The following is a 13,212-nucleotide window of genomic DNA, read 5'->3' as shown; positions in this document are numbered from 1 at the left end:
AAGCCCCTGCTGCGCGGTCCGCGGGAGCAGGGCGATCCGTGCGGTGAATTATGAAAGGGCAGCTTTCAGATCGTGTGACAGGTCGCGGATCTCAGTCAGGTCGAGTTCGGATTCGACGTGTTCCAGATGATGCCCCATCAGGTCCGAGGCCTTGCGGGTGTCACCTTTTGAAATGGCCTTCACGATCTCGATATGTTCGTCCGGGCCGCAATTGAAACGGGAGGTGTTGCGGTAGACGGCGGTTATCAGCGAGGACCGAGCAATGAGGTCCCGCATGGTCGTGAAGAGAAAGTCGGAACCGGTGATTTCGGCAAGCAGCAAGTGAAAGCCGCCAGACAGTTTGATGATATCCGTCGTCTGGTCCTTTGCATTCGCTTCGCGCTCCAGGGCGACGTGGTCGCGCAGGCGCTTGGTGTCGGCCTTGCTGATGTGGCTGCAAAGCCGTTCGACGATCCGGTGCTCGACGGTGCGGCGTATGAAGAAGACGTCTTTGGCTTCGTCTACGGTCGGTTTGTAGACGAACGCCCCCCGGTTGGGGATGATCGTCACAAGCCCGTCACGCTCCAGAAGCGTCAACGCCTGGCGAATGCGGGCACGGCTTACGCTGAAGATCGAAGCCAGTTGACCTTCTTTCAACTGAACGCCGGGCCGCAGTCTGCGCTCGGCGATCGACAGCCAGATTCTTTCAACGATCTGATGCGTCGATACTCCAGTCTGCTCACTCATGCCGCTCCCTCCATTGTGCGGGTAGACAAGCGTGATGCGGAGCAAAAAGTCAACTTGTGAGCGTGTTTTTCATTGCAATATTGTCAACAATGTTGGATGATATTGTATATTATAATGACACCCATCGAGAGCGGTATGGAATTTGATTTCGAGCAGTTGGAGCCGCAGAGCCGTTACCGGCTGCTGACGAATTTCATTGGGCCGCGACCGATCGCGCTGGTCTCGACCCGCTCTGAAACGGGGCGGAACAATGCCGCTCCCATGAGCTTCTTCAATGTCTTCTCGCACGATCCGGCCATTGTCGTGCTGGGCATTCAGCCGCGCCTTGGCGGGGCGGAGAAGGACACGATGGTCAACATCCGCCGCACCGGCGCTTTTGCTGTCAATATGGTGGATATGGCCATTTCCCGGCAGATGCTGGTCTGTGGCCTGGGCTTTGAAAGCGGGGTGGATGAGCTGGAGGTCTCCGGGCTTACGCCGGTTGAATGCCGCAAGGTGGAGGCGAGCTACGCGCAGGAGGCGCCGTGCGTTTTCGAATGCCGGGTGGAGCGTCTGATCGACTATCCCCGGCGTACGCTCGTTCTGGGCGAGGTTGTTCACATGCATGTGCGCCAGGACTGTCTCGACGCCGAAAGCCGCTATGTGGACCCGGAACGATATCAACCCATCGCCCGCCTCCATGCCGATAATTACATCGTTTCCGATCGTCAGTTCGTTTTGAAGGCGCCAGACATTGACGACTTTTCAAAACCGCCTTGCGATTAATCCCTTCCGAAGGTTGCCGTAATGCATATTCGCATCATCAATCCAAACTCCACGGCGTCGATGACCAGACAGGCTCTGGAGCGCGCGCTGGTCGTCAAGAATGCGGATACGCAGGTTTCCGCCGTCAACCCGCTCGATACGCCATTGAGCATTGAGGGCGGCGCCGACGAGGCCATGGCCGTTCCCGGTCTGCTGTCCGAAATTATCAGGGGCGAGGCTTTGGGGGTGGATGCCTACATAATCGCCTGTTTCGACGATCCGGGCCTGCATGCAGCCCGTGAAGTTGCGCGAGGCCCGGTCCTGGGCATCTGTCAGGCTGCGGTGCAGGTCGCGATGACCATCAGCAGGCGCTTCTCGGTCATCACCACTTTGCCGCGCTCAGTACCCATTATTGAGGAACTGGTCAGCGCATACGGTGCTGATCGCCATTGCCGCAAGGTTCGATCCATAAACTTGCCGGTCCTGAGCCTGGAGGAAAGTCCGGTTGAGGCAGAAGCGCTGCTTCTCCGGGAGATTGAGCGCTCCACCCTGGAGGATGGAGCTGAAGCGGTTATCCTGGGTTGTGCTGGCATGAGCACGCTTTGTGACCGATTGACGGAGGTATCGGGCGTGCCCGTGATCGATGGTGTGACGGCGGCAATGAAGCTTGCTGAAGCGCTTGTCGTTGCAGGTTACACGACGTCGAAAGTGAATTCTTACAACTACCCTCGCGAAAAGAGTGCCGGCTGCGTGGTTTGCGCCTGAAGACAGCGGAGTTTGTCGGCTTCCACCTGCGTGTTTGGCGATGCCTCCCGTGTTCTTAATACGGTGTTGTCATGTCTGGATGGCGCCGTTGGGCAGAGCTACCCTTTCGGCGGTTCGCCCTCGAGGTCTTCTCGCCACCGAAGTTGGACCTCGTGGCCTGATACTGCGGCACGGTTATTCCTCTTTTCTCACGACAACTGGAATTCCATTCCTAGGCCTCCCCGGTATGCGGTGCGATAAGCACGGGGCAAGTTGTCATGCCGCAGCAGGCAAGGGTTTGATCAGGTGAATGTAAAGATGCTAATGCGGTGCCAAACCGTCCGAATGTGGACTTTGAGCTGACTTACCGGCGCTTGTGCGTCGTCTCCGCATGTGCGGCATTCACCACAGAGAATTAAATGACCTACCCGCTCACACCCCGTGAAGCTTCCCTGCGAGGCCTCCGATGAACCGCGTCGCCCCCCCTCAGACTCCGGTTGCCGTTCCCATGGTCACGTTCGAGAACGTCATCAAGCGCTTCGGCGGAACGGGGAACCAGCCCGAATTCACCGCGCTTGACGGCGTGAACATGGTTGCCCCCCGTGGCGCGATCACCGGCATCATCGGCAGGTCGGGCGCTGGCAAGTCGACGCTTATCCGGCTGGTCAATGGTCTGGAGAAAACGACTTCGGGACGGGTCGTCGTTGACGGCGTCGACGTGGGCGATCTTCCGGAAACGGGCCTGCGCGATCTGCGCCGCCAGGTTGGAATGATCTTCCAGCACTTCAATCTTCTCTCGTCGCGTACCGCCTTCGACAATGTGTCGCTGCCGCTCGAGATCGCGGGGATGGACCGCAAGACGATCCGCAATCGCGTCGCACCGCTGCTCGACCTCGTCGGTCTTGGTGACAAATCCGACCGCTATCCGGCAGAGCTTTCCGGTGGACAGAAACAGCGTATCGGAATTGCCCGGGCGCTCGCGACGGAACCGAAGCTCCTGCTGTCGGATGAGGCAACATCAGCTCTCGACCCGGAGACGACGCAGTCGATCCTCGAGCTCCTCAAGACAATCAATCGTGACCTCGGCCTCACCGTTCTCCTCATCACACATGAGATGGAGGTGGTGAAGACGATTGCCTCGCAGGTCGCGGTAATCGACAAGGGCAAGATTGTCGAAAATGGCAGCACATTCGACGTGTTCACCGCGCCCAAACACGAGACCACCCGTTCGCTCCTGTCGGCTGTGATCGGCGCCAAGCTGCCGGAATGGATCAGCGCCGATCTGAAGCAGGCGCCGGCTGAAGGTGCGCGTGCGCTGGTGCGGCTGGTCTTCTTCGGGGACACGGCCTTCCAGCCGCTGACCGCGCGTCTGGTGGCCGAGATCGGACCGGACGTGAACATCCTGGCCGGCGCGATCGACGAGATCGCCGGTGAGCCCTACGGATCTCTTGTCGTTTCCTATCCCGCCGATCCGGATACGCTCAGAAGGGCCGGTGATTTCTATCGGCAGACCGGACTTTACACGGAGGTGCTCGGCTATGGCGCCTGACATGCTCGTTTCCCTTCTCTGGAAGGCTTTCCTGCAGACCATGTACATGGTGGCTGCTGCGGGTTTCATCGGTTCGCTCATTGGCCTGCCGATCGGCATCTTTCTCGCGACCAGCGGGAAGGGCGAATTGTTCCCTGCGCCGACCGTCAACAAGATCGTCGGCGCGATTGTCAACGCTGCACGGTCCACGCCGTTCATTATTCTCGTTGTGGCGATCATTCCCTTCACGCGACTGATCGCCGGGACCTCGATCGGAACCGCCGCGGCAATCGTGCCGCTGACGATCGCGACCATTCCCTTCGTCGCGCGGCTGATCGAAACCTCGATCCGCGAAGTCGACAAGGGCTTGATCGAGGCGGCAAGGGCCATGGGCGCGACGCCGTTCCAGATCGTCACAAAGGTCCTTTTGGCGGAAGCCCGTCCGGGAATTATCCTCGGCCTTACGCTGACGCTCGTAAGCCTTGTGGGCTATTCCGCCATGGTCGGTGCGGTTGGCGGTGGTGGCCTCGGTGACCTCGGCATCCGCTACGGTTACCAGCGCTTCATGCCGGAAGTCATGCTTGCTGTCGTGGTCGTGCTGATCGTGGTCGTCCAGGCGATCCAGAGCGCAGGCGACATGCTCGCACGCCACTTCGACAAGCGGACCCGCAAAAACTGAATTTCGTGTACTTTGAGAAGGAAAGAACCATGAAGAAGATCATACTTGCGGCTGCGCTCACTGTCTTTGCCGCCGGCTCAGCGCTTGCCGAAGACATCAAGGTCGGCGTCACCCCCGGCCCGCATGCCCAGATCATGGAGAAGGTCAAGGAAATCGCCGCGACCAAGGGTCTGAACATCGAGATCCTCGAATTTTCCGACTATGTCGTGCCGAACCAGGCGCTGGCCGATGGCGACCTCCACGCCAATTCCTTCCAGCACCAGCCCTATCTCGACAATCAGGTCACTGATCGCGGCTTCGGCATCGTGAGCGTCGCCTCGAACGTCAATTTCCCGATGGGCATCTATTCCAAGAAGGTGAAGAGCCTCGACGAACTCGAGGACGGCGCTTCTGTTGCCATTCCGAACGACCCGACGAACGGTGGACGCGCGCTGTTGCTACTCGCGGACAAGGGGCTCATCAAGGTCGACGAGGCCAAGGGCGTTAAGGTCACCATTGCCGACGTGACCGAAAACCCCAAGAACATCCAGATCATCGAACTGGACGCCGCCCAACTGCCGCGCTCTCTCGATGATGTCGACGCGTCTGCCATCAACACCAACTACGCCATCGAAGCCGGGATGAACCCGAAGACGGACTCGATTGCGCTGGAAGGCGAGAAGGCTCCCTACGTGAACGTCATCGCCGTTCGCCTGGAAGACCAGGATACCGAGTGGCTGAAGACGCTCATCGCTTCCTACCACAATGACGACGTGAAGGCCTTCATCGCCGAAGAGTTCAAGGGCGCTGTGATCCCCAGTTGGTGATACCTGCTGAGGAAATTTAAAGAAGGCCGCGTTCCCTGAGCGCGGCCTTATGGCCTTGTCGGGTGTCAGGTCGGCGACGATCTTCCTCACCCGGTTGTTCTCATCCTAAAGCTGACCCAGGCGTTTGACCTCCGACGGCGTCAACCCGCCATAACGCTTGCGCCAGTTGTAGAAGGTCGCGTCACTGATGCCCGCCTTTCGGCACACCTCCGCGACCGAAGCGCCTTCATCCGCCTGACGCAGAATGAAAGCGATCAGCGCCTCCTAACACTTCGACTTCTTCATGGAACTCTCCTTCTCCCAGAGCAGGGATCATAATTGGAAAATTCCAGATCAGAATGCTCCGAAAATCGGGGAGCAGCTCAGACCCTACGCGCCGTCAACATTCGAAGGCCGGGCGGAAATCGCAAGCACAGGCAAACGGCGTGGGGCATGCCCCAGAATTGAGCAGGGATGCCGCCACACCACTTTCCGATCGAAATCGTAGTCCGGGCGTGCGGCATCCGCCGGAGGACGGGAGCCTGACGCTGGCAGGAGAGCGGATCGATCCATTCAAGACTCCAATCTTGAAGGTGGTTAGAACCGTTTGCCGACTTTCAGCCCGAACGTGTGATCCTGGCGCGCATTTCCGAAGGCGGTTCGATAGTCGAAGCCAAGCGTCCACGCCTGCGGAAGCTCCGCATCGAGTGACAGGCCCAGCGTCACGTAACTCCTGTTGGAGGCTTCGACGTCGAGCCAGTAGGGCAGGTGATTCAGGTCGATATAGCCCAGGTGCGCCCGGCTCGACCCGGCGAAGTCGTGAGTGTATTCGACCCGCGCTCCTGGTGTCAGCGTGCCCCAGCTCCTTTTGAACGCATATTCTGCACGAAGACCGATCACGCCGGAAACCGTGTCGATGGTCTGGTCTCCGTAGCGTAGGCCGAAAGTGCCTCCGCCTTCCTCAGCGAAGCCGTCGAGCCATGTCCGGGACATCTCGATGCGGCCGTAGGGCGAAAGGAGCCATGTTTCGTCGCGTAACTCGTAAGCTGCGCTCAACGATCCGAAGACCTGTTGCCCAGACCTGCTGCCGGTGGCGAAATCGCCGGTGGCGGTGACATAGCGTTGGCTGTCGAAGTCGAGCCAGCTTGCACCGATGAGCCCGTCGATGAAAAAATTGTTGGCGGGCTTGTAGCTTCCATAGAGTGCGGCGCTGTAGGCGAGCCCTGTATTTTCGGTGCCGTTTCCGCCGATATCGGTATGGTCGCGGCCGAACCCGACGCCGAACCCGGCGATGAACCTGTCGGAAAAGCGGTAATCGATGCCGGCGCTCACCCCAACGAGCGTGCCGTCGAGATCAATGCCGCCCTTGTCGCTTTGGCTGAAATCGACGAAGCCGCCGGTCCAGATTGCATAGGGTCCGAGATCCATGCCACGGCCATCCGAAGCGCCCGGTCCATTCGACTGGCCCTTGGCCAGCGCCCCATTGCCAGACCCGCCGGAAGATTGCGAAGCATAGCCGAGAAGACCGGGCACATCGGCTCCTGCCTCGTTCAGTGCATGGGCCGCTTGGTCGCCGCGCTGCCCGTTTTCATTATAGCCCAACCGCACGTTCAGGCTGTTTCTGCGACGGTCGCCCTCGTCGTGCAACTGCTCGAGCCGGCCGTTGAAATTGCCTGTCTGCACCCGCGCGAAGCGCTTTGCGGTATCGGTCTGAGCCCTCAGCAACCCAAGGACTTCGGCATCCAGCGTGGGGTCGGGCCGTGCAAGAACGGTGAAGGAGATTGTTCCGGGAGCCGAAGTGCCATGAACGCTTGAAAGCGTGAACCGGATGTCTGCGCCCCCTGAAAAGGTCGGGCTGGAAGCGAAGACGAGCAGGAAACTCTGCCCGTTCTGTTCGATATGGGCGGAACCGGCGCTGCTGTCGGATATGTCGATCATCGCCGCGCTGGTAAACGGACCTCCGGTCGCGCCGTCCGTGAGTTCGACGGACGCCGTCTGGCCCGCGTTGATCGCGACGGTGCGGGACATCACGGTCGGGGCAGAAGACGCCCGCGTGACCGTGACCGTATAGGTGCGTGTGGTTGTGCCGTCCTGTGCCGTGACCACCACAGGGATCGCCGTTGCTCCGACTGCGAGGGCGAGCGGCTGGCTGGTGCTGCCGGATGCAACCGTCGTGCCGTTAACGGTGATCGTCGCATTGGCGTTGTCGGCGGTCGGGGTCAGGGTCAGGTTGGCAACGGAATTGGCGACCGCAACGGCATAGTCGAACGTGGCCGGATCGAAAGCGGGATCGAGGGCGCTGGCGCTCGGCGCAAGGCCGGCCAGCGACGCGTTGGAGGATCCGCTGCGCACCCAGGGCGTTCCGGCGGCGTAGACTGCGGTCAGCGGATTGCCGGGTGTATCGGTGATCGACCCGTCCGCCAGAACATCGAGCCGCAACGAGCCTATCCCGGAAACACCGGTGACGCTGACCGTATATGTCACGTTGTCCGAGGTGGCGACGCCGGAGATCGTGCCCATGGCGCTCCCCGTGGTCGTCAGGACGAAATCCGATGAATCGACGCCATTCACCGGCTTCGAGAATGTCACCAGGAAATCAATGGCGACCGCATCCGGCGCCGGATTGGCGCCCACCGCGCTGGAGGTTACCGTTGGCGCCATTGTGTCAACGAGGACACCGGTGGTGCTGCCTATGCTGTTGAGGGCCAGATCGGCAGGCGTTCCGAAGACGTTTGCAATTGCGCCGCCGTTGAGACCGATGGCACTGCCGACCTGAATGCCGTTCAGGTCCAGATCGCCCGGATTGACGGCATATTGGAAGACAAGCGCATTCGATCCGCTTCCGGACACATAGCCGGCATCGACCGTTGCGGCGCCGATCACCACGGGAAGACCCGGTGAACCGCCAGATGTGTCGACCAGAACGGTTTCATTGAAGTTGACAGTGAAGGAAAGAACCTCCCCCGCGCGATAATATCCGTTGGCGGGAACACTCACGGAACCGACCACCGGCGGAGCAACGGCGCTTATCTGAAACGAATAGGCCCGGCTGTCGCTGTAGGGGCCGCTGCCAGTGCTGCTATCGGTGGCGGTGACGGTGAAGTTGAATGTTCCGTTTACCGTCGGCGAGCCGGAGAGCACACCAGAGCTGCTCAGGTTCATTCCTGAAGGCAAGGCACCGGCGGTAGTCGAGTAAGTATAAGGCGCGGTGCCGCCGCTGGCGGTTATGGTCTGGGCGTAGGGGACGCCCTGGGTGGCGGGTGGCAGCGTGGCGGGGCTCAATGCGATGACGGGCGCGGCAACGGTAAGCGTATAGGCCCTGCTTCCGCTGTATGGCCCGGTTCCGCCGCTGCTGTCGGTGGCGCTGATGGTGAAATTGAACGTGCCCTCATCCGTTGGCGTTCCGGAAAGCACGCCTGAAGAAGTCAACGTCAGGCCGTCAGGCAAGACGCCGGCGGTGGCGGCATAGGTGTATGGACCCGTCCCGCCGCTGGCGGTCAGGGTTTCACTATAGGACGCTCCGACTGTTGTCGCGGAAAGGCTGGCAGGAGCCAGGGTGATCGTGGGTACGGGGTCGTCGTTGACGATGGTGCCCACGCCCTGGCCATCGCCCAAGATAGCGTTTGTTACGTTGGTGATGTTGACGAAAAACCACTCATTGGGTTCGTTGGACGTATCACCGTAGACATTAACAGAGAAGAAATAAGTGCTCTGCCCTGGCGCGATGGTGGCGCCCACGATGCTTTTCGCTTGATAGTCCTCGCCTGCCGTCGATGTGCCATTGGCGGTTGCGATGTCGAACGTTACACCACCGGGTCCGGCAGGCTGGCTGAGCGATATTGTGAACGATATCGCTTGAGTTCCGGAGCCACCCTCGGGAAAGGTGACGTCGTTGATCGTCAGAACCCCAAGGTCGTCGTTCAGGATGGTGCCCGTGGCAGAGGAAGGCACACCGATGGTATAGCCTGAGCCGCTCTGTATGCTAACGATTACAGTCTCGTCCGCCTCCACGGTGACATCGGCAGACGGGTTAATCACCACGATGCCGCTGGTCGAGCCGGACGGAATGGTCACGGTCAAGGTCTCACCGGTATAGTCGCTGGCATCCGCGCTGCCCGTGTAACCGAGATTGACGATCGTGGATGACGACAGGTTCTGGCTGCGCGTGACCGTGTAAACCAAATTGCCTGCGCTGTCCTCACTCATCGAGGCCGGGCTGACGCTGATGGACACCGACGGTGCGGCTGCGACTGTCAGAGTGAAGCTCTCAAGCTCGAAATAGACACCCGGTCCGGTGCTGGAATCCGTGACCCGCAGCGTCAGAGGATAAGATCCGGGCGCGCTGGAGGTGGTGCCGCTGAGAAGGCCGCTGCTGGACAGGGATATCCCCGCCGGCAAAAGGCCGCTCTCCACTGCAAAGGTATACGGGCCGACACCGCCGCTGGCGGTGATGGTCTGTGAGAACGAGACGCCCTGAACGGCCGTCGCCGATGTCGGGGCAATGGAGATCGTCGGGTTCAGCACCGTGCTGGTGTAGCCCTTGTCGACAAACTGCCCGATATTGTCGGTCGCCCTCACGGCGAAAGCGTAGCCACCGCGCTGCGTTGGCGTACCGCTCAGCAGTCCCCCGGAGGTCAGGGTGATTCCGACAGGGAGCGATCCCGACTGCACACTGTAGGTGTAAGGCGCCGTACCGCCAGTTGCCGACAGCGACTGGCTGAACGCGGTTCCTGCGGTCATACTTGGGAGCGCGCCTGGCGAAACCGTGATCGGCGAGGCCGGCGGATCGATGGTTATGTTGACAGTCACGACACCCAGGTCGTTGTCTTCAAGGGCGAACTGATCGCTCGTCGCCGCATCGCCACTATGCGCATAGGTCACGAACTGCGTGCCGCCGGTGTTAGAGCCGATGGTCACCGTGCCGTGCTGGGCAAAAGGCGTAATCGGGCCGCTCATACCCCCGTCAAACGGGCCATCGCATGCGCTTACATCGATGGCCACCGATCCGCCATTGGCGACAGTGGCGTTCAAGGTCGGGCAGTAGACAGATGGTGCGGCGAAAGCCGTCGCTGGCCAGACCAGCACGCCGATCAGAAGCGCAAGACCTGACAGGATGAGCCGGCTCACGGCGAACATCCGCGTAAACCAAGTTTGAGCCTTGGTCCGTAGATGGTGCCATCGAAAATGATCGGGGCGGGTGGGCAGTTTGGAACTGGTGCCGAGCGCCGTCTTCTGGATCACGGCCAAAAGGACGAGCAGGGAAGAGCCTACGAACAGACCTAATCGATACACCAATAGCGTAAAATCTGCCATCGCGAGTTTTCCCCTCGTCTGGCGAATGCATCCATTTGGATACTATCGCTCTGCATTATCCCCCGCCCGTTTGGAAGGGGGCATCTATCCAACCCTCCCTGTAATAAAGAAAGTTGTGCAGTAGATTCCATCATTCAATTCTGATGAATTTTGACTAATTCTGACGGTTCTGGAGCGAATATTAGAATGGACGACATGCATGGTTCCGCTGGGCAGATTTCAGCTCGAACTATTCCGTGAGTGATGGGGCCGGGTTGTCGGCAAAGCCGGCATGGCACTTACGCTTGATGTGAGCCATTTCGATGCCAGCCAGAGTGACGGTGCCGAAGAGAATGACTTGAATCCAGCATCGCCCGAACCCTCCGTGTGAGGCGGCGATGATCCTGCCCGGTCCGGTTATTAAGGTATTGGGTCTAACGGATATGGATTGCCTTCAATGCTCGGCGGGACTAATCCTTCAAGCGGTTCTCGGCATCGCAGTAAGCGAAAAATTTGCAACAGAACCGACGAGATACGGGGTCAACGCCACTGCCGCTTACACGGATCAGAGCGCCCAAATAGCCTGGCAATACCGGCCTTTCACGACAAGGCCCCATAGGAGAATGAAAAAGGGGGCGGGAATATCCCGCCCCCTCTGCGTTGAAAAGCTTACTGCCAAGAGGCGACGAGCTCGTCATAAGAGACGGTTTTAGGCGCTTCGCGCTCGTTCTCGATAGCCGGCTTCGGCGCGCCTTCTGCCGCAATCCAATCCGCAGCGTCGGTTTCTTCGTTCATGACCGGGCCAAGGTCGCCCTGGATGCCAGCGCGCTCCAGACGCTCCATCACACGCTCCATATCGGCACAGAGGCTGTCGAGCGCATCTTGAGCCGACTTCGCGCCGGACATGGCATCACCGATGTTCTGCCACCACAGCTGAGCCAGCTTCGGGTAATCCGGGACGTTGGTGCCTGTGGGCGACCAACGCACACGGTCCGGGGAACGGTAGAACTCGACGAGACCGCCAAGTTTCGGCGCACGATCCGTAAAGCTCTCATGCTGGATGGAGGATTCTCGGGTGAACGTCAGGCCAACGTGGGATTTCTTCACGTCGACGGTCTTGGAACCCACGAATTGCGCGTAGAGCCAGGCGGCTTTGGCGCGGTCCTCTGGGGTGGATTTCATCAGCGTCCAGGAGCCCACATCCTGATAGCCGACCTTCATGCCATCTTCCCAGTAAACCCCATGCGGGCTGGGTGCGAGACGCCATTTCGGCGTGCCGTCCTCGTTCATCACCGCCGGGCTGTCGACCAGAGGCGCCACGAAGGTGGTATACATGAACATCTGCTGAGCGATGTTGCCCTGTCCCGGAACCGGGCCAGCTTCGGAGAAGGTCATGCCCATGGCGGATGGCGGGGAGTATTTGTTCAGCCAGTCGATGGCTTTCTCCACCGCATAGACTGCCGCCGGAGAGTTCGCCGCCCCGCCACGCGCCATACAGGCGCCGACCGGCTGGGAGTTCTCGTTCACGCGGATGCCCCATTCATCAACCGGAAGGCCGTTGGGTTCGCCCTTGTCGCCCATACCCGCCATGGACATCCATGCGTCGGTGTAACGCCAGCCGAGCGAGGGGTCTTTCTTGCCGTAATCCATCGAACCGTAGACTTTGACACCGTCGATCTCGCGCCCGGTGAAAAATTCGGCGATGTCCTCATAGGCCGACCAGTTGACCGGAACACCGAGATCGTACCCGTATTTCTCTTTGAACTCGGCCATGATCGCGGGATCGTTGAACCAGTCGTAGCGGAACCAGTATAGGTTCGCGAACTGCTGGTCGGGAAGCTGGTAGAGCTTGCCATCGGGCGCGGTGGTGAATTGGGTGCCAATGTAATCATCGAGATCGAGACCAGGATTGGTCACATCCGCACCTTCGTTCGCCATAAAGTCCGTCAGGTTGCGCACCTGTTGATAGCGCCAGTGCGTGCCGATCAGGTCGGAGTCGTTGACATAGGCGTCATAGATATTCTCGCCCGACTGCATCTGGGTCTGAAGCTTCTCGACGACGTCGCCTTCGCCGATCAGATCGTGCGTGATCTTGATGCCGGTGATGGCCTCGAACGCCGGCGCAAGCACCTGAGATTCATATTCATGCGTGGTGATGGTCTCGGAGACCACTTTGATCTCCATGCCCGCAAAGGGCTGGGCCGCGTCGATGAACCACTGCATTTCGGCTTCTTGATCAGCGCGAGACAGCGCGGACATATCGCCGATTTCAGCATCCAGGAAGGCCTTCGCGGCATCCATGTCGGCAGAAGCCGGCACCGACCAAAGGCCGAGGCACAGCGCCAGTGCGGTGGTTGTCTTGAGACGTTGGTTCATTGGTTTCCTCCCTAAGTGAACCTCTGGTTTTGGGTTTCGATCAGTCGCGGGGCCTCCTCAGACCCAGCGAAATACGACGGCTGCAAAAATCAGGCAGACGACAAGCGCGAGCGCCTGGTTCGCGCTGACCAGGCCGAGCCACGCAAGATTGATGAAGGCTGAGCCAAGAAGGGTGATGAACAAACGATCCCCCCGCGTGGTCTCGATGCCCAGAACACCAACCCGCGGCGTTTCGGGGAATTTGATCGCCAGAATGGTGAAGATCACCAAAAGCGTTGCAATGGTTCCGAAAAAGGCGGCAGTCGGCCACGTCCATGCCATCCAGTCCATGTCTAGAT

General features: G+C 59.8%; 9 protein-coding genes and 2 pseudogenes. 5 read left to right on the top strand and 6 right to left on the bottom strand.

Annotated features, from left to right (window positions below; genetic code table 11):
- Positions 1 to 48: 48 nt before the first annotated feature.
- Positions 49 to 726: a GntR family transcriptional regulator gene (locus tag AC4PTT_RS21360; protein ID WP_113157101.1), complete on the bottom strand. Its 678-nt coding sequence runs from the start codon at positions 724 to 726 to the stop codon at positions 49 to 51.
- Between the two features lie 135 nt (positions 727 to 861).
- Here AC4PTT_RS21360 and AC4PTT_RS21355 point away from each other — a divergent pair, with 135 nt between their 5' ends.
- The 5 genes from AC4PTT_RS21355 to AC4PTT_RS21335 all read left to right on the top strand — a co-directional run bounded on the left by AC4PTT_RS21355 (position 862) and on the right by AC4PTT_RS21335 (position 5,227).
- Positions 862 to 1,491: a flavin reductase family protein gene (locus AC4PTT_RS21355; RefSeq protein WP_432515744.1), complete on the top strand. Its 630-nt coding sequence runs from the start codon at positions 862 to 864 to the stop codon at positions 1,489 to 1,491.
- Positions 1,492 to 1,512: 21 nt separating this feature from the next.
- Positions 1,513 to 2,235, top strand: coding sequence for an aspartate/glutamate racemase family protein (locus tag AC4PTT_RS21350; RefSeq protein WP_113156528.1), 723 nt, complete (start codon positions 1,513 to 1,515; stop codon positions 2,233 to 2,235).
- Positions 2,236 to 2,722: 487 nt separating this feature from the next.
- The gene (locus AC4PTT_RS21345; protein WP_206996031.1) at positions 2,723 to 3,763 is read left to right on the top strand and encodes a methionine ABC transporter ATP-binding protein; all 1,041 of its coding nucleotides are present in this window, start codon (positions 2,723 to 2,725) and stop codon (positions 3,761 to 3,763) included.
- A complete protein-coding gene (locus tag AC4PTT_RS21340; RefSeq protein WP_113156532.1) occupies positions 3,753 to 4,421 on the top strand; it encodes a methionine ABC transporter permease in 669 nt (222 codons plus the stop codon). Before AC4PTT_RS21345 ends, AC4PTT_RS21340 begins: the two co-directional genes overlap by 11 nt.
- 29 nt (positions 4,422 to 4,450) lie before the next feature.
- Positions 4,451 to 5,227 carry a MetQ/NlpA family ABC transporter substrate-binding protein gene (locus tag AC4PTT_RS21335; protein WP_206545142.1) on the top strand — a complete coding sequence of 259 codons (777 nt, stop codon included), beginning with the start codon at positions 4,451 to 4,453 and terminating at the stop codon, positions 5,225 to 5,227.
- 108 nt (positions 5,228 to 5,335) lie between these two features.
- On the opposite strand, the pseudogene AC4PTT_RS21330 reads toward AC4PTT_RS21335, so the two are convergent.
- From AC4PTT_RS21330 to AC4PTT_RS21310, 5 genes and pseudogenes are all read right to left on the bottom strand, one after another.
- A pseudogene (locus tag AC4PTT_RS21330) lies at positions 5,336 to 5,485 on the bottom strand (transposase); the annotation flags it as partial.
- A 318-nt stretch (positions 5,486 to 5,803) separates the two neighbouring features.
- Positions 5,804 to 10,519 carry an autotransporter domain-containing protein gene (locus tag AC4PTT_RS21325; RefSeq protein ID WP_492162692.1) on the bottom strand — a complete coding sequence of 1,572 codons (4,716 nt, stop codon included), beginning with the start codon at positions 10,517 to 10,519 and terminating at the stop codon, positions 5,804 to 5,806.
- A 229-nt stretch (positions 10,520 to 10,748) separates the two neighbouring features.
- Positions 10,749 to 10,998 (bottom strand): annotated as a pseudogene (locus AC4PTT_RS21320) (DDE-type integrase/transposase/recombinase); the annotation flags it as partial.
- A gap of 169 nt (positions 10,999 to 11,167) precedes the next feature.
- A complete protein-coding gene (locus AC4PTT_RS21315) occupies positions 11,168 to 12,874 on the bottom strand; it encodes an ABC transporter substrate-binding protein (RefSeq protein ID WP_283801575.1) in 1,707 nt (568 codons plus the stop codon).
- 57 nt (positions 12,875 to 12,931) lie between these two features.
- On the bottom strand, positions 12,932 to 13,204 hold the full coding sequence (locus AC4PTT_RS21310) for a DUF2160 domain-containing protein (RefSeq protein WP_113156545.1): 273 nt from the start codon (positions 13,202 to 13,204) through the stop codon (positions 12,932 to 12,934).
- Positions 13,205 to 13,212 lie beyond the last annotated feature (8 nt).

This window comes from Nitratireductor sp. WH36-1 (assembly GCF_058725515.1).
The sequence above is the reverse complement of the archived record's forward strand: the minus strand, read 5'-3'. Positions and strand labels throughout refer to the sequence as shown.

What these genes read in the sequence shown, in the direction of transcription:
- AC4PTT_RS21315 (WP_283801575.1), bottom strand. Translation starts at nt 12,874, where the DNA reads ATGAACCAACGTCTCAAGACAACCACCGCACTGGCGCTGTGCCTCGGC.
- AC4PTT_RS21360 (WP_113157101.1), bottom strand. Translation starts at nt 726, where the DNA reads ATGAGTGAGCAGACTGGAGTATCGACGCATCAGATCGTTGAAAGAATC.
- AC4PTT_RS21335 (WP_206545142.1), top strand. Translation starts at nt 4,451, where the DNA reads ATGAAGAAGATCATACTTGCGGCTGCGCTCACTGTCTTTGCCGCCGGC.
- AC4PTT_RS21345 (WP_206996031.1), top strand. Translation starts at nt 2,723, where the DNA reads ATGGTCACGTTCGAGAACGTCATCAAGCGCTTCGGCGGAACGGGGAAC.
- AC4PTT_RS21325 (WP_492162692.1), bottom strand. Translation starts at nt 10,519, where the DNA reads ATGGCAGATTTTACGCTATTGGTGTATCGATTAGGTCTGTTCGTAGGC.
- AC4PTT_RS21340 (WP_113156532.1), top strand. Translation starts at nt 3,753, where the DNA reads ATGGCGCCTGACATGCTCGTTTCCCTTCTCTGGAAGGCTTTCCTGCAG.
- AC4PTT_RS21350 (WP_113156528.1), top strand. Translation starts at nt 1,513, where the DNA reads ATGCATATTCGCATCATCAATCCAAACTCCACGGCGTCGATGACCAGA.
- AC4PTT_RS21310 (WP_113156545.1), bottom strand. Translation starts at nt 13,204, where the DNA reads ATGGACTGGATGGCATGGACGTGGCCGACTGCCGCCTTTTTCGGAACC.
- AC4PTT_RS21355 (WP_432515744.1), top strand. Translation starts at nt 862, where the DNA reads ATGGAATTTGATTTCGAGCAGTTGGAGCCGCAGAGCCGTTACCGGCTG.